Source organism: Streptomyces sp. NPDC050504 (genome assembly GCF_044458065.1).
In the GTDB taxonomy this organism is placed as follows: Bacteria; Actinomycetota; Actinomycetes; order Streptomycetales; family Streptomycetaceae; genus Streptomyces.
Genome location: NZ_JBITHO010000002.1, coordinates 335,315 through 351,717, shown reverse-complemented (window position 1 = coordinate 351,717; position 16,403 = coordinate 335,315). Strand labels below are relative to the sequence as shown.

The 16,403-nt window shown below is 72.2% G+C and carries 13 protein-coding genes; 9 read left to right on the top strand and 4 right to left on the bottom strand.

The window, feature by feature from the left end; all coding sequences use genetic code 11:
* Positions 1-236: 236 nt before the first annotated feature.
* The gene (locus tag ACIBNE_RS07360; protein WP_399270482.1) at positions 237-3,290 is read right to left on the bottom strand and encodes a BTAD domain-containing putative transcriptional regulator; all 3,054 of its coding nucleotides are present in this window, start codon (positions 3,288-3,290) and stop codon (positions 237-239) included.
* Positions 3,291-3,444: 154 nt separating this feature from the next.
* Between ACIBNE_RS07360 and ACIBNE_RS07355 the strand changes: the two genes are divergently transcribed.
* A complete protein-coding gene (locus tag ACIBNE_RS07355; protein WP_399270481.1) occupies positions 3,445-4,665 on the top strand; it encodes an amidohydrolase family protein in 1,221 nt (406 codons plus the stop codon).
* 55 nt (positions 4,666-4,720) lie between these two features.
* On the opposite strand, the gene ACIBNE_RS07350 is transcribed toward ACIBNE_RS07355, so the two are convergent.
* The 3 genes from ACIBNE_RS07350 to ACIBNE_RS07340 all read right to left on the bottom strand — a co-directional run bounded on the left by ACIBNE_RS07350 (position 4,721) and on the right by ACIBNE_RS07340 (position 7,352).
* Entirely contained in the window at positions 4,721-5,092 is a 372-nt protein-coding gene (locus tag ACIBNE_RS07350) for a DUF4259 domain-containing protein (RefSeq protein WP_399270480.1), read from the bottom strand.
* A 71-nt stretch (positions 5,093-5,163) separates the two neighbouring features.
* A complete protein-coding gene (locus tag ACIBNE_RS07345) occupies positions 5,164-6,909 on the bottom strand; it encodes an RICIN domain-containing protein (protein ID WP_399270479.1) in 1,746 nt (581 codons plus the stop codon).
* Between the two features lie 68 nt (positions 6,910-6,977).
* Positions 6,978-7,352 (bottom strand): VOC family protein, encoded by a 375-nt coding sequence (locus tag ACIBNE_RS07340; RefSeq protein ID WP_399270478.1) that lies wholly within the window; start codon positions 7,350-7,352, stop codon positions 6,978-6,980.
* A gap of 121 nt (positions 7,353-7,473) precedes the next feature.
* On the opposite strand from ACIBNE_RS07340, the gene ACIBNE_RS07335 reads away from it, so the two are divergent.
* The 8 genes from ACIBNE_RS07335 (at position 7,474) to ACIBNE_RS07300 (ending at position 16,321) form a co-directional block, all read left to right on the top strand.
* Positions 7,474-7,887, top strand: coding sequence for a PaaI family thioesterase (locus tag ACIBNE_RS07335; protein ID WP_399270477.1), 414 nt, complete (start codon positions 7,474-7,476; stop codon positions 7,885-7,887).
* 321 nt (positions 7,888-8,208) lie between these two features.
* Positions 8,209-9,312 (top strand): peptidase M10, encoded by a 1,104-nt coding sequence (locus tag ACIBNE_RS07330; protein WP_399270476.1) that lies wholly within the window; start codon positions 8,209-8,211, stop codon positions 9,310-9,312.
* A gap of 10 nt (positions 9,313-9,322) precedes the next feature.
* Entirely contained in the window at positions 9,323-9,718 is a 396-nt protein-coding gene (locus ACIBNE_RS07325) for a DUF6281 family protein (RefSeq protein WP_399270475.1), read from the top strand.
* A gap of 311 nt (positions 9,719-10,029) precedes the next feature.
* Positions 10,030-10,935 carry an LLM class F420-dependent oxidoreductase gene (locus ACIBNE_RS07320; RefSeq protein ID WP_399270474.1) on the top strand — a complete coding sequence of 302 codons (906 nt, stop codon included), beginning with the start codon at positions 10,030-10,032 and terminating at the stop codon, positions 10,933-10,935.
* Between the two features lie 9 nt (positions 10,936-10,944).
* On the top strand, positions 10,945-11,766 hold the full coding sequence (locus tag ACIBNE_RS07315; RefSeq protein ID WP_399270473.1) for an SDR family NAD(P)-dependent oxidoreductase: 822 nt from the start codon (positions 10,945-10,947) through the stop codon (positions 11,764-11,766).
* A 100-nt stretch (positions 11,767-11,866) separates the two neighbouring features.
* Positions 11,867-12,985, top strand: a complete 1,119-nt coding sequence (locus ACIBNE_RS07310; RefSeq protein ID WP_399270472.1) for an LLM class flavin-dependent oxidoreductase — start codon at positions 11,867-11,869, stop codon at positions 12,983-12,985.
* Positions 12,986-13,100: 115 nt separating this feature from the next.
* Positions 13,101-14,843, top strand: a complete 1,743-nt coding sequence (locus ACIBNE_RS07305; RefSeq protein WP_399270471.1) for an amidohydrolase family protein — start codon at positions 13,101-13,103, stop codon at positions 14,841-14,843.
* Positions 14,840-16,321 (top strand): aldehyde dehydrogenase family protein, encoded by a 1,482-nt coding sequence (locus ACIBNE_RS07300; protein WP_399270470.1) that lies wholly within the window; start codon positions 14,840-14,842, stop codon positions 16,319-16,321. The genes ACIBNE_RS07305 and ACIBNE_RS07300 overlap by 4 nt, the downstream gene beginning before the upstream one ends.
* The last annotated feature ends 82 nt before the right edge of the window (positions 16,322-16,403 follow it).

Sequence of the window (16,403 nt, the reverse complement as noted above, 5' to 3'; positions counted from 1 at the left end):
GGCACTGCGGGACGCTCACCCTAAGGGGCTGCCTCCTGCGGTGAACCGTCTGCCCCCCGACGCGACGGTTCGATGTGAAGGAGGCTGCCATGTCTGCATAAACGAATGCTGAACGCGCTCGTTAGAGCCCTGCGGCGCGCCTTGTAGCGCCGTTTCGGGCGGTACGGAGCCCTCCGCTCGGGCAGCCCCGATTCCCCCCGGGGACACCGGGGGACCGGCTCGCGTTCGCCGAGGGGTCAGTTCGCGGACACCGGCGACAGCAGCGACCGTACCTCGGCGGCCTCGGTGGCGCCGGACGCCTCGTGGATCGAGAGCGCCTCGCGCCAGCAGGCCCGCGAACGGTCGAGCTGTCCCAGGCTGTCGAGCGCCCTGCCGAGGACGGTCAGCACCTTCGCCCGCATCCAATCACCGCCGATGCAGCCCAGCGCCAGGGCCTGCTCGGCGTGTTGCGCGGCGCGTGCGGGCGCGTGGGCCGCGAGGTGCGTCTGGGCGATCCTGAAGTGGGTCGTGCCCTGCCACAGCCGCTGCCGGTTCTCGCCGAACCCGCGCAGCGCCTGGTCCAGCCTGGCCAGCGCCTCCGGGTGCCGGCCCGCGTGCGTGAGGGCGATGCCCAGCGCGAAGCGGCCGTTGGCCAGCCGCAGCGCGAGCCCCATCTCGTCGTAGATCGCGATGCCCTGCTCGGCCAGCTCGACGGCCTCCTCGGGGTGCCGGGTCGACACGAGCATCCGCGACAGGTTGCACAGCACGCTGGCCTCGCCGGGACGGTTGCCGTCCTTGCGGAACTCCGCGAGGGCCGAGCGCAGGTGCGGCCCGCTCTCGGCGTGCTGGTCGCGGCAGCCCGCCACGATGCCCCGCTCGTTGGGGGCGTTGCCCGAGATCCACGGGTCGCCCGCGGACAGGGCCAGGTCGATCGCGGCGTCCGCCTCCTGCTCGGCGAGCAGGAACCGGCCCGTGCGGCAGTGGACCTGCGCCAGCGTGGTGCGCGCCCGGCCCTCCACCAGTACGTCGCCCTGGGCCGCCGCCGCGTCTCTCGCCGACACGGCCGCCCGCTCGTACCGCAGCGAGCTGGCCCCCGACTCGGCGAGGTCCTTCGCGGCCAGCAGCAGGTCCATGGCCCGGCGCAGCGTCGTCCTGCCGAGCGACTGCTGGACGCACGCCAGCAGCGGCTCCGCCTCCGCGTGCAGCCAGGACAGCGCCTCAGCGCCGGAGACGAAGTCGATCCCCGGGTACTCGGTGGCCGCCAGGTGCGCCACCGTCCGGTCCCCCGGCCGCTCGATCGCGTACACGCCCGCCGCGGTCGCCAGGTAGAAGTCCAGCAGCCGCGACAGCGCCCGCTCGCGCTCCTCGGGCGGCTGCTCGTCGCGCTCGGCGCAGGAACGCGCGTAGAGGCGTACGAGGTCGTGGAAGCGGTAGCGGCCCGGTGCGGCGGACTCCAGCAGGGACGTGTCGACCAGGGCCTCCAGCAGGTCCTCGGTCTCCTGCGTGGCCCGGTCGAGCACGGCCGCCGCGGCCCACAGCGAGATGTCGGGACCGTCGGCCAGGCCCAGCAGCCGGAACGCGCGCGCCTGCTCGGCCTCCAACTGGCCGTAGCCCAGCTCGAAGGTGGCCTTGACGGCGAGGTCGCCCGCCTGGAGCTCGTCCAGCCTGCGCCGCTCGTCCGCGAGCTTCGCGGCGAGCACCGAGACCGTCCAGGTGCGCCGCGCCGCGAGCCTGGAGGCCGCGATGCGGATCGCGAGCGGCAGGAAGCCGCAGGCCGCGACGACGTCGAGCGCCGCCTCCCGCTCCGCGGCGACCCGCTCGGCGCCCACGATCTTCGTGAAGAGCTGGAGCGCCTCCTCGGGCGACATCACGTCCAGGTCGACCAGGTGCGCGCCCGCCAGGTCCACCATCCGCACCCGGCTGGTGACCAGCGCCGCGCAGCCCGCGGTGCCCGGCAGCAGCGGACGGACCTGCGCCGCGTCGTGCGCGTTGTCCAGCAGGACCAGCACGCGCCGCCCGTCGAGCAGCGAGCGGTACAGCGCGGCCCGCTCCTCCAGGGTGTCCGGGATCGCGGGGTCCGAGGTGCCCAGCGCCCGCAGGAACGCGCCGAGCACCGTCTCCGGCTCGGCGGCCCGGGAGCCGGCGCCCTGGAGGTCGACGTACAGCTGTCCGTCGGGGAAGTGCTTGCGCGCCTCGTGCGCCACGTGCACCGCCAGCGTCGTCTTGCCGACGCCGCCGATGCCCGCGAGCGCGGAGATCGTCATCACGGAGCCCTCGGCGGTGGCCAGACGCGCGCCCAGGTCGCGCACGAAGGAGACGCGGCCCGTGAAGTCGGGGACCGTCGCAGGGAGCTGCGCGGGGCGGACGAGGTGCTGGGACGGGCCTGCGCCGTCGACCGGGTGGGCCAGTTCCTCGTCGGCCTGGAGGATCCGCTGCTGGAGCTGGGCCAGTTCGGGGCGCGGGTCGACGCCCAGCTCGTCGGCGAGCAGCCGCCGGGTGTCGGCGTACACCGCGAGCGCCTCGGCCTGCCGTCCGCTGCGGTACAGCGCGACCATCAGCAGTTCGCGCAGCCGCTCGCGCAGCGGGTGCGCGGCGGTCAGCGCGGTCAGCTCGGAGACGGCCTCGGCGTGGTGGCCCGCCTCCAGGTCCATGTCGAGCCGCGTCTCCTGGAGCTGGAGCCGCCACTCGGAGAGCCGGGCGCGCTGGGTCTCGGCGTACGGACCGGGCACGCCCGCCAGGGGCTCGCCGTCCCACAGCGCGAGGGACTGGTTGGCCAGGTCGCGGGCGAGCGTGCGGTCGCCGGACGCCCGCGCCTTCTCGGACTCGGTGGCCAGGTCCTGCGCGGTGTTGAGGTCGAGCGAGCCGGGCTCGACGCGGATCGCGTACCCGCCGGATTCGGTGACCAGGACGCCCGCGCCGAGCGTTTTGCGCAGCCGTGAGGCATAGGTGCGGATGGCGGCGAGTGCCTGGGAAGGCGGCTCGTCGCCCCAGATCGCGTCGATCAGCTCGGACGCGGTGGCGGTGCGGCCCTCGCGCAGCAGGAGCGCGGCGAGCAGGGCGCGCTGCTGCGGGGAGCCGGTGGACAGCGGGGTGCCGTCGCCGGCGTCGTCGGCCGGGTCCGTGCGGCGGGCGCGGACCGGTCCGAGCACGCCGAAGCGCAGGTCGGGGGCGGGTTCGAGGCGTCCGGCCGGGGGCGGGCCCGGGGGCGCCTGCGGCTCACAGGGCACGTCGGGGCCCGCGTCGGCGGCACTGCTCGCCGCCTCGGCCGGAGTGCGCTGCTCCGGTACGCGTGGCCCGTGATCACGGTCCATACCTGCCCCCTGCCCCGTACCGCTGGTTAGCCCTGGCCAGTCTGCCTTGTCCTGGGGCGTGCGTCAGCAAGGGGTGTCTAGATGCACAGCTCTTCTCCACGGAACCTGCCAACCACTAGCTGACGGACCGTCAGATCGGCGGTACCGTGACGGCATGGAGACCTTCCCCAAGATCATCTCGGTGGACGACCACACGGTGGAGCCCCCGCACGTCTGGCAGGACCGGCTCCCGTCCAAGTACAAGGACAGCGGTCCGCGCATTGTCAGGGCGCCGCTCAAGGAAATGACCTTTATGGGCGGAAAGTTCGCGCCCGTGATGGGGGAACCGGGGGACGAGGGGCCGGTGGGGGACTGGTGGGTCTACGAGGACCTGCACCGCCCGCTGACCCGCCTGGACACCGCCGTGGGCTACGCCCGCGACGAGATACGGCTGGAAGTCATCACGTACGAGCAGATGCGTCCCGGCTCGTACTCCGTCCCGGACCGCCTCGCCGACATGGATGTGAACCACGTCCAGTCCGCTCTCTGCTTCCCCACCTTTCCTCGATTCTGCGGACAGACCTTCACCGAGGCGAAGGACAGGGAACTGGGCCTCCTGGCGGTGCGCGCCTACAACGACTGGATGGTCGAGGAGTGGTGCGGGCCCGAGGCGCGGGGAAGGCTGGTACCGCTCACGCTGGTCCCGCTCTGGGACGCGGAACTCGCGGCGGCGGAGGTACGGCGCAACGCGGCGCGGGGCGTGCGCGCGGTGGCGTTCTCCGAGATCCCCCCGCATCTCGGACTGCCCTCAGTCCACACGGACGACTGGGACCCCTTCCTCGCGGCCTGCGCCGAGACCGGCACGGTGATCGCGATGCACATCGGCTCCTCCAGCAGGATGCCCTCCACGTCGGCCGACGCCCCGCCGGCCGTCGGCTCCACCATCACCTTCGCCAACTGCTGCTTCTCCATGGTCGACTGGCTGATGAGCGGCAAGTTCGAGCGCTTCCCCGGCCTGCGGATCATGTACGCGGAGGGCCAGATCGGCTGGATCCCGTACATCCTGGAGCGCGCGGACGTGGTCTGGGAGGAGAACCGCGCGTGGGGCGGCGTCGCGGACAAGGTCACCCGGCCCCCGTCGGAACTCTTCGCGGAACACGTCTACGGCTGCTTCTTCGACGACGCGTTCGGCCTGCGCAACCTCGACGCGATCGGCGCGGGGAACGTCCTGTACGAAACGGACTATCCGCACTCCGACTCGACTTGGCCGAAATCGCGCGAGGTCGGCGAGGCGCAGATGGGACATCTCGCCCCGGAGGTGGTGGAGCGGATCGTGCGCGGCAACGCGATCGAACTCCTGGGCCTGACGGAGGACGGCCTCTGGGCGCCCTGCTAGGGGCGCGGGGCCGTCGTCGACGCGCGGCGCCCCGGAACGGCGTACCGCCCTGCGCCTACGCCACGGGCGCGACCGCGTCGGCCAGCTCGTCGAAGGTGCGTATGAGCACCGCGCGCCGCTCCTCCTTGTAGTCCGGCGTGGGCTCCAGGTCGTCGATCGTGTCCTCCCAGACGGTCAGGAACTTCTCCTTCCACGCCTTGACCGTGTCCGGGCTCAGCAGGCTGTCGTAGGTGTGCCCCGCCCGTACGAGGACGGTCAGCAGCTCCAGCTGGCACGGCACGGCCACGCCCCAGTACTCGTCGGGCTCCAGCTCGACCGGGTCGCCGTCCATCACCTCGGCGACCTCCGAGACGATCCGGTCCAAGAAGGACGCCAGGTAGTCCCAGGCGGCGTCGCTCTCGAAGTTCCCACTGCCCCACGTACCCACGAATTCTCCTCCGCACGGTGGTGCCCGCTCTCGATGTGACCATCGAAGCAGGCACCACTGACAGCGCGGTGTCAGCCGCCGTTCCAGGAGTGCTTGATCTGGGTCGGGTCGCAGGCCCACTGCACGATGTTCGCGCCGTTGCCGGCGCTTCCGGCGTGCGACGTGAGGCAGAGCTTGCTGCCGTCGCTCACGATCTGGGCGCCGCCGGCGGCGGAGGCGCGCAGGGTCCAGTCCTGGTACGGGCTGCCGTTGCAGGTCCACTGGGTGATCTGGGCGCCGTTGGAGTCGCTCGCGCCCTCGACGGTCAGGCAGAGCCTGCTGGAGAAGTTGCGGATGGTCCTGCCGTCCCAGTACCAGTTCTGCGGGCTCTTGCCGTTGCAGTCCCACTGGGTGGCGTTGATGCCGGGCTTGATGAGCGCCCCGTAGGGGGCCAGGCACTTGTCGCTGCCGATGTTCTTGAAGCGGACGGCGGTGACGGGCGTGACGGTGGGCGCGACGCTGAAGACCAGCCGGTTGCGGACCTCGAAGTACCGCTCGCTGATGCCCCAGACGCGCTTCTCGGCCGGGTCGTAGGCGAGGTTCTGCGTCATGTCGGGCACGGCCGTCAGGACGCTGGGGGCGCCGCCGGGCGCGGCCTTGTGGATGCAGGCGTTCTCACGGGGGATGGGCGTGCCGTCGGCCTTGTAACGGATCTCGCCGCCGTTGTCGAAGCTGGCGGGACACTTCCCGGAGATGAACAGGCTCCCCTCGGCGAGCAGGGCGCCCTGCATGCTGTGGACGGGGGAGCGCCAGACGGCCGTGGCGGTGGTCGCGGCGCCGCTCTTGAGGTCGGGCCACTGGACGATGCGCCCGCCGGAGGCGTTCGGCACGTACTCGCTGGAGACGAGGGACCGGCCGTCGCCCGAGTAGCTGAGCGAGGTGACGCAGGTGCCGCTCGCGGTGCCGGGCACGTCCTTCGCGCCCTCACCGGCGAGGCAGGCCTCCGACGCCTGGTTCGAGCTGATGTACGTCTCGCTGATCGGCAGGATGTAGTTGTGGAACTTCGCGGAGGCGTTGCCGCCGACGATGCCCACCCGCTCGTCCTGCGTGTTGACCCGCATCAGGTTCCTGGCGTCGAACTCGAAGACGTACCTGCCGCTGCCCAGGAGCAGCCGGTCGCCCTTCCAGACGATGCTGTCCGCGTGGGAGGCCAGCGCGCTGAACCCGGTGGTGCCGCCGGGCGTGACCAGCAGGACGTGGTTGAAGCGGGGGGCGGCGGCGGAGCGGTCCACGAAGGTGAGGCGGGCGAACTTGTTGTCGCCCGAGTGCCAGGAGGCGACCTGCCAGGAGGGGCGGTCGACGCGCGGCGAGAGGCCCTGGGGCGTCCAGCCGACGGGGCCGCCGGTGGCGTCGTCCTCGTTGTTCCAGCAGTAGCCCGAGGCGTCGGCGCCGGGGTGGAAGGCGGCGGGGTAGCAGGTCCCGGCCTTGCCCTGGTGGCCGGTGCCCGCGAGGGTGCCGAGGGGGTCGGGGAGCGGCGTGATGCCGGGGGAGGCCTTGATCGCGGCGATGGCGTCGGCGTACTCGCCCGCTTTGTTCAGGGGTTTGATCTGGAAGCGGCCGGGGGCGTCGGTCGAAACGCGCACCAGCTCGTCGCCGGGGGCGGCGTGCGCGGTCCCGGCGCCCGGACCCGCGAGGAGGGCGCCGGGGGCCGTGAGGAGGGCGGCGGGCAGGAGGAGGCCGAGGGCGGCCGTCTTCAGCGCGCGCAGGGGGCGGAGCGCGCCGAGGGGGCGCGTGGTGCCGGGGGCGCGTGCGGGGCGTGGTCGTCCGGGAGTTCCCATGATCTTCACCCTAGGCGCGGCCCGCGGCCCGGTCACGGGGGTGTCACGGGGGTGGCCCGCAGGGGCGGCTACGCGCGGTCCAGTGGCGTCACGAGGCAGAAGGGGTGGCCGACGGGGTCGGCGTACACCCGGTACCCGATCGGCTTGTCCGACCCGTCGAGCAGGGTCGCGCCCAGCGCGAGCACCTGCGCCTCGGCCACGTCGAGATCGGCGACCAGCACGTCGACGTGCGCCTGCGGGGGACGCGCGGGGTCGGGCCAGCGGGGCGGCCGGAAGTCGGAGACCTTCTGGAACGCCACGACGGGGGAGTCCGCGGTGGCACCGAGCACGACGAAGTCCGGGTCGTCGTCCGACCGGCGGAGCGACAGCAGCTCCTCGTAGAAGCCCGCCAGCGCGGACGGGTCGGGGCAGTCGATGACGATGGCACACAGCTTTCCGATCATTCCGCCGACTATGCGGCGTGCCCCCGAAATTCGCCACGTCGACGTAACCGTGCGGGTGCGCGGGGGAGACGCCCCCCGGTGGGGGATTGCCCCGCTGCCCCCGCGCCCCCACCATCGCCCCATGACCCTCACCCCCGCCGACGCGGACAAGCTGCTCGCCGACAACTTCGCTCCCTGGGTGCTCGCCCTCGGGCTCCGTACCGAGGAGGTCGGGGAGCAGCGCGCGGTTCTCCGCCTCCCCTGGTCCGACGCGCTCGCCCGGGAGGGCGGCGCGTTGTCCGGGCAGGCGCTCATGGCCGCCGCCGACACCGCGACGGTCGTCGCCGTCTCCGCCGCGCGCGGCGGGTTCGTGCCGATGACGACGGTCCAGCAGTCGACGACGTTCGAGCGCGCGGTGGTCGGTGCGGACGTGCTCGTGGAGGCCCGGATCACCAAGCTCGGCAAGCGCATGGCGTTCGCCGACATCACCATGACCGCCGAGGGCGCGGAGGGAGCAGCCGCACGGGCCTCCACCGTGTACGCGCTGCTGGGGTGAGGCCGCCCGGAGCGGCCGCACCTCGTGGGGGCCGGGGGCCGGGCGCCGATCGTCGAGGCGGGCGCGGCCCCGGCCGCATGGCGTTCGTAGTCCTCACCATGACCGCCGGGGGAGCGGAGGGAACCGCCGCGCGGCCTCCACCGTCCCAGCACCGCTGGGTTGACGGGCGGGGACCCGTAGGTGGGGCCAGAAAGTACGGCAGACGCGGCCGAATCGCATGATTCTCTGCCCTTAAATCAGGTAAAACCAGGGTGAGTTGAAAGCTAATCTCCAGAGGGTCTGATCAATTCCCGCATGGCGGGACGACCCGGGGGGTGAAGAGTGGCTGGGGCCAACCCGAAGCTCATAGGTAGATCGATCATTGCCTTCGCACTCGCGACAACGTTATCGACGATCGCGGGCAGCGCCCAGGCGGAGACGCCTGGGACGGACGTCTGCATGCTCGAAGACGGTGATCTGGCCGTTGACGATCTGCCGGACGGCTCGTCCGTGATCAAGTGCGACGCGGTGGGGCGCGTCGTGACGTACGACGGAACCGGTGTCACGGTGCCCGAGCCGGGTACGACGGTGAGCGTCCACGCGCTGAGCGCCGACGGCACGACGCACGGGTTCACACTGGAGGTCGCCGTCGACGGCACCGTTTCCTACGACCTTGCCGATGGCGCTGCGGATGCCTCCGTCGCCGGTTCGGACGTGCCGGACGCGTTGTCGACCCCGGTCCGGACGCCGGGCGACCTGTCGCAGGAATCGGAGACCGTCGACGCGGACGCGTCCGACACCAGCGCGGGGCCCGAGGTGCCGGCCGTGGAAGCCGCAGGCTCCCCCGCCGCGTGCAGCGACAGCGCCTACAAGACTGACGACCTCAAGGAGTACGGCACTTACAACTGGTACCTCGGCGACGGTGGACTACCCGGAGGGCTGTCCCAGACCGCTGCCAAGTGGGCTTTCTGGGACGCCATCGACAACATCACCGAGAGCTATGACGACTGCGGCCTCGGCGACGCGGTCGACGCCAAGTCGAACTACTTGGGCATCGGCAGCTTCGAGGCGGACATCAACACCAGAGGCCAGTGCACCGCGCGGGACGGGGTGAGCACCTGGGACGCGGGAGACATCAAGGACACTGCTGTGGCCACGACCTGCACGTGGAGCTGGCCCATGCTCGGCGTCAAGAACGACCTGCGGGAAGCGGACGTCCGCTTCAACACGCATGACTTCGACTTCACGAACACGGTGACCAGCGGCTGCTCGGGCAAGTACGACATCCGCTCTGTCGGTACGCATGAGGCCGGGCACGTCTTCGGGATGGGGCACGTCGGGGCAGGGCACGGGAACCTCACCATGTACACGAACTCAATCATGTGCTCGACGAAAGCCAGGACCTTGGGCAAGGGAGACGTCCTCGGTCTTCGGAGCGTCTACTGAGGAGGGCTTGATGGGCCGGGCTGAACGATCCGCGGCGCTGGTGGTGGCCGCGATGGTGGCGGCCGTCGGGTGTACGGCGGACGGCAACAGCGGCGCAGGGGGCGAGAGTTCCTGTGTCTTCGAAGTCCATTACCAGGGCAGGGCGTACCGGGACGTCGCGAACGTGGAGTTCACGGTCGGGGCGAAGCTGGGTGATGCCACCAAGCCGCCCTGCGACGACACCGGTGGCAGGGGTGACGACGGGGAAGCGGAAACGGAGACCGCCTACGCGGTGAAGGGTCTCGCTCCCGAGGTCGCCCTCGCGGTAGGGACCGCTCCCGACGATGTCGTCTTCGTCGCGCTCCACGCCGGGAAGGGGAAGGGCGTCCCTCCAGAGGTACAGAAACTGATTGACAGTCAGAAATGAAAATGCCCCGGCACCGGGAGGGGCGGGCGGTAGCCGGTCCCTCCCGGTGCCGGGGAGCTTCGGTGGACCGCCTGGCGCATGGCCTTCGCCGACATTGCCGTGTTTGCCGAGGAGGGGCTGAATGGTTCGGGCAGGGGGGATCGGTGTCGCGCTCCCGAGGTAGGCCATCGCCGTCGGGGCCACGCCCGGCGAGGCCGAGTTCGTCGCGGCCTGCCCCGCCCCCGCCCTTGTCCGACGGGCCGTCAGGCTGGAGTATGTGACGGTCCATCAGATCGACGTCGGGCGGGGTGGTTCGGGTGGTCTCGTACGGGATGCAGCTTCCGATACAGGCGCTGAGCGCCCTCTTCGCCGAGCCCTGGGAGGCCGCCGCAGGGCCCGGTGACCTGCTCGACGTCGCCCGCACCGCCGACCGCTGCGGCTTCGACTACATCGCCTGCTGCGAGCACGTCGCCGTGCCGCGCCGCCTCGCCGACACCATGTCGACCGTCTGGTACGACCCCGTCGCCACGCTCTCCTTCCTCGCCGCCGCCACCGAGCGCGTACGGCTCCTCAGCCACGTCGCGGTCGTCGGGCTGCGGCACCCGCTGCTCACCGCCAAGCAGTACGCGACCCTCGACCACCTCTCCGGCGGGCGGCTGGTCCTCGGGGTCGGGGCCGGGCACGTGCGGGAGGAGTTCGAGGCGCTGGGCGTGGACTTCGAGCGGCGCGGGGCGGTGCTCGACGAGACCGTGGACGCGTTGCGGGCCGCGCTCGGTGCGGACGAATTCCCGGAGCACGACGGGGAGTTGTTCTCCTTCGGCGGGCTCGGGCAACGGCCGCGGCCCGCCCAGGCGCGGGTGCCGCTGTGGGTCGGCGGGTCCTCGCCCGCCGCCGTGCGCAGGGCCGCGCTGCGCGGGGACGGGTGGCTGCCCCAGGGTGACCCGAGGGACCGGCTCCCCGGGCAGATCGCGCGCGTGAGGGCGCTGCGCGAGGAGGCGGGCATCGAAGCGCCGATCGCCATCGGGGCGATCGCCGAGCCGCTGTACGTCGGCGACCCGGCGTGGAGTGTCGGGCGGCGCACCCTCACCGGCAAGCCGGAGGCGGTCGCCGAGTCGCTGCGGGCGTACGGCGAGATGGGCGTGGACCGGATCCAGGTGCGGTTCCGCAGCCGGAGCCGTAGAGAACTCACCGATCAGATGGCGGAGTTCGCCGCGAGCGTGGCGCCGCATCTGGGATAGGAGACCGCCGTGGGCGAGGCAGTGGGCAAGGCCGGGGGCAAGCTGGACGGGCGCGTCGTGATCGTGACGGGCGCGGCGCGCGGGCAGGGCGAGCAGGAGGCGCGGCTCTTCGCCGCGGAGGGCGCGCGGGTGCTCCTCGCGGACGTGCTGGACGAGCCGGGCGGGCGCGTCGCCGGGGAACTGGCGGACCAGTACGGGCCCGGGGCCGTGCGGTACGTCCACCTGGACGTGACCCGCGAGGACGACTGGGCCGCCGGGGTCGCCGCCGCGAAGGACGCCTTCGGGAAGGTCGACGGGCTGGTCAACAACGCGGGCATCCTGCGGTTCAACGAGCTGGTGAACACCCCGCTGGAGGAGTTCCAGCAGGTCATCCAGGTCAACCAGATCGGCGCCTTCCTCGGCATCAAGGCCGTGGCCGGCGAGATCGAGGCGGCGGGCGGCGGCACGATCGTCAACACCGCCTCGTACACCGGGCTCACCGGCATGGCGTACGTCGGCGCCTACGCCGCGACCAAGCACGCGGTCGTCGGCCTGACGCGGGTCGCCGCGCTGGAGCTGGCGGGCAAGGGGATCCGGGTCAACGCGGTGTGCCCCGGTGCGGTGGACACGCCCATGACCAACCCGGCGGCGCTGGTCCCCGGCACGGACCCGGACGAGGCGCGCGCGTCGGTGGACGGGCTGTACGAGAAGCTCGTCCCGCTCGGCCGGATCGGCAGGCCCGAGGAGGTCGCGCGCCTCGCGCTCTTCCTGACCGGCGAGGACTCCTCGTACATCACGGGGCAGCCGTTCGTCATCGACGGCGGCTGGCTGGCGGGCGTCACCCCGCTCTGAGCTGACGGTCCATCAGGTATTGACGCCCGATGGGCTCGGTGGAACAGTCGGGACATCGAATCTGACGGTCCGTCAGGGATGGATAGGGTGGTGAACCCCCTTGGAATTCGGGATATTTGTGCAGGGGTACGTCGGCAAGCGCGCCGAGGCCGACCCCGAGGCCGAGCACAAGGCGCTGATCGAGGAGACCGAGTACGTCATCCAGGCGGACCAGTCGAACTTCAAGTACGCCTGGGCCTCCGAGCACCACTTCCTGGAGGAGTACTCGCACCTCTCGGCGAACGACGTCTACCTCGGCTACCTCGCGCACGCCACGGAGCGCATCCACCTCGGGTCCGGGATCTTCAACCCGCTCGCCCCGGTCAACCACCCGGTGAAGGTCGCGGAGAAGGTCGCCATGCTCGACCACCTCTCGCGCGGCCGCTTCGAGTTCGGCTCGGGCCGCGGGGCCGGATCGCACGAGATCCTGGGGTTCATGCCGGGCATCACCGACATGAACCACACCAAGGAGATCTGGGAGGAGACGATCGCCGAGTTCCCCAAGATGTGGCTCCAGGAGGAGTACCAGGGGTTCCAGGGCAAGCACTGGTCGCTGCCGCCGCGCAAGGTGCTGCCCAAGCCGTACGGGAAGTCCCACCCGGCGATGTGGTACGCGGCCGGTTCCCCGTCCTCGTACGCCATGGCGGGCAGCAAGGGGCTCGGCGTCCTGGGGTTCAGCGTCCAGAAGGTCTCCGACATGGAGTGGGTCGTCGACTCCTACAAGACGGCGGTCGAGGAGGCGCGGGCGGTCGGGGACTTCGTCAACGACAACGTGATGGTCACGTCGACGGCGATCTGCGCGGAGACGCACGAGAAGGCGGTCGAGATCGCGGTGGGGGGCGGGCTGAACTACCTGCAGTCCCTGCTGTTCCGGTACCACGACACGTTTCCCCGGCCGGAGGGGATTCCGGAGTGGCCCGAGCTGCTGCCCGAGTACTCGGCGGAGATCATCGAGCTCCTCATCGCGGAGGAGCTGATGATCTGCGGGGATCCGGGCGAGGTGCTCCAGCAGTGCAAGCGGTGGGAGCAGGCGGGGGCGGACCAGCTTTCGTTCGGGTTGCCGATCGGGGTCTCCTACGAGGACACGATGCGGACGATCCGGCTGATCGGGGAGCACGTGATTCCGCAGATCGACACGGACCCGGTGCACCGGACGACCCGCTTCCGCGAGGCGGCGTAACGAGGGTCCCGTCGCGCCCGCTCCGGACGGGTTCGCCCGGCGTGTGCCGTGCCCCACTCTCGCGCGGTTCCCGGGCGACGGGACCCACAAGACCGCCTCCGAAGGGAGCCGCACCATGTTCGATCACCTCTACCGCAACGCCACCCTCGTGGACGGCACCGGCGCCCCCGCCCGTCCCGCCGACGTCGCGCTCCGCGGCGGGCGCGTCGTGGCCGTCGCCCCGCCGGGCGGCATCACCGGGGACGCCCGTACCGCCGAGGACGCCACCGGCCTCGTCCTCGCCCCCGGCTTCGTCGACCCCCACACCCACTACGACGCCCAGCTCTTCTGGGACCCCTACGCCACCCCCTCCCTCAACCACGGCGTCACCACCGTCGCCGCGGGCAACTGCGGCTTCACGCTCGCCCCGCTCCACCCCGACCGTCCGGGCGACGCCGACTACACGCGCCGCATGATGTCCAAGGTCGAGGGCATGTCCCTCGTCGCGCTCGAAGAGGGCGCGCCCTGGAACTGGCACACCTTCGGCGAGTACCTGGACGCACTCGACGGCCGCACGGCCGTCAACGCGGGCTTCATGGTGGGCCATTGCGCACTGCGCAGACACGTCATGGGCGCGGACGCGACCAGTGGCGAGCCGCCCACCGACATCCAACTCCGGGACATGGTGCGGCTGTTGCACGACGCCATGGCCGCCGGTGCCTGGGGCCTGTCCACCACCCGGTCCACCACCCACTCCGACGGCGACGGCGCCCCCGTCGCCTCCCGCCACGCCGAGCCCGGCGAACTCCTCGCCCTGTGCCGCGCCGTGGGCGAGCACGAGGGCACCCAGCTGGAGGCCATCGTCGCGGGCTGCCTCGACCGGTTCGACGAGGACGAGATCGACCTCCTCGTCGAGATGAGCGCCGCCGCCGGACGCCCCCTCAACTGGAACGTCCTCACCGTCGACGCCGCCGTCCCCGACCGGGTCCCGCGCCAGCTCCTCCCCGGCGAGCGCGCCCGTGCGGCCGGCGGCCGCGTCGTCGCGCTGACCATGCCGATCCTCACCCCCATGAACATGTCCCTGGGGACGTTCTGCGCGCTCAACCTCATCCCCGGCTGGGGCGAGGTCCTGGCCCTGCCCGTCCCCGAGCGCATCGCGCGCCTGCGCGACGCGGACACCCGCGCCGAGCTGCTGCGGCGCGCCCACTCCGAGGAGGCGGGCGTCTTCCGGCGGCTCACGGACTTCGCGCGGTACGTCGTCGGGGACACGTACTCCGAGGCCAACGAAGGCCTCTCGGGCCGCGTCGTGCGCGACGTCGCCGCCGAGCGCGGCCTGGACCCGTTCCACTGCCTCGTCGAGATCTGCGCCGCCGACGGACTCCGTACGGTGCTCTGGCCGATGCCCACCGACAACGACCCCGCGTCCTGGGCGCTGCGCGCCGAGACCTGGCGGCACGAGGACGTGCTGCTCGGCGGCTCGGACGCCGGGGCCCATCTGGACCGGATGTGCGGGGCCCCGTACACCACCCGCTTCATCGGCGACTGCCTGCGCGGGCGGCGGCTCGCCACCCTGGAGGAGGCCGTGAAGATGCTCACCGACGACCCCGCCCGGCTCTTCGGGCTGGTCGACCGGGGCCGGGTGGCCGAGGGGTACCACGCCGACCTGGTCCTCTTCGACCCCGGGCGCATCGACGCGGGCCCGGCGACCCTCGTCCACGACCTGCCGGGCGACAGCCCGCGCCTGGACTCCAAGGCGGTCGGGATCGTGTCGGTACGGGTCAACGGCGTCGAGGTCGTCCGCGACGACCGCGTCACCGGGGCCGTACCGGGGAAGGTGCTGCGCTCGGGCACCGACACGAGGACGGTGAGCACCAAGTGAGCGGGCGCCAAGCGGGCGGGGAGCAGCGGCTGTTCATCGGCGGCGAGTGGGTCGAGCCCGCCCGCGGGCACTACGAGGTCGTCAACCCCGCCACCGGGGAGACCGTGGGCCTCGCCCCCGAGGCGAGCCGCGACCAGGTGCACGAGGCCGCCGCCGCGGCCCGCGCCGCCTTCGACGGCTGGTCGCGCACCGCCCCCGAGGAGCGCGCCGCGGTCCTGGACCGGGCGGCCAGCCTGATGCGCCGCGACTTCGAGGTCAACGCCGCGCTCGCCCGCGCCGAGACCGGCGCGACCACCGCCACCGCGCGCGGCATGCAGGTCGCGGTGGGCGTCGCGCGCTTCGAGCGGTACGCGAAGGGCGCGCTGGAGCCGGTCGAGACCGCGCTGGTGCCGCAGGTCAACGAGGCGGGGCCGCTCGGCCCCGCCGCGGCGCTCGGGGCGCTGGTGGTCCGGCAGCCCGTGGGGGTCGTCTCCTGCATCACCTCGTACAACAACCCCTGGGCGAACCCGGCGGGCAAGGTCGCGCCCGCGCTCGCCATGGGCAACACGGTCGTCGTGAAGCCCGCCCCGCAGGACCCGCTCTCCGTCTACCGGATGGCCGGTGCGCTGGCGGAGGCGGGCGTGCCGCCGGGCGTGGTGAACGTCGTGACGGGCACGGCGGCGGCCGTGGGGGAGGCCGCCGTGGACTGCGCGGACGTCGACATGGTCTCCTTCACCGGCTCCACCGCCGTCGGCCGCCGCATAGGCGAGGTGTGCGGGCGCACGATGAAGCGCCAGCTGCTGGAACTGGGCGGGAAGGGCGCGGCGCTGGTCTTCGACGACGCGGACCTCGGCTCGGCGGTGCGCGGCATCGGCACGACCTTCGCGTTCTACAGCGGGCAGATCTGTACGGCCCCGACGCGGGTGATCGCCCAGCGCGGGATCTACGAGCGGCTGGTCGAGCAGCTGACGGGCTACCTCGCCTTCATGAAGGTCGGCGACCCGGCCGCGCCCGGCACGGTCGTGGGCCCGGTGATCTCGGCCGCGCACCGCGACCGGGTGGAGTCGTACGTCGAGCTGGGCCGCAAGGAGGGCGCGCGGGTCGTCGCGGGCGGCGGGCGGCCCTCGGGCCCTCCGTACGAGAAGGGGTTCTACGTCGCCCCGACGCTGCTCGCGGACTGCACGAACGACATGCGGGTGGTGCGCGAGGAGATCTTCGGTCCCGTGGTGGCGGTGGTGCCCTTCGACGACGAGGAGGAGGGGATCGCGCTCGCCAACGACTCCGACTACGGGCTGATCGACTACGTGTGGTCGGGCGACGCGGCCCGCGCGTTCCGGGTCGCGCGGCGGCTGCGGGCGGGCGGGGTCGGGGTGAACACGGTGGGCCGGAACATGGAGGCCCCGTTCGGCGGGTTCAAGCAGAGCGGGGTGGGGAGGGACGTGGGGTCGTACGCGCTGCATGCGTACAGCGAGGTGCAGTCGGTGGTCTGGACGACGTGAGGAGAACCGGGGCGGGAAACTTTGAAACGGGGCAAAACGGGCCGGGGTGCGGTTTCCGTATCGCGGAGAAGGGCTCTCGAAC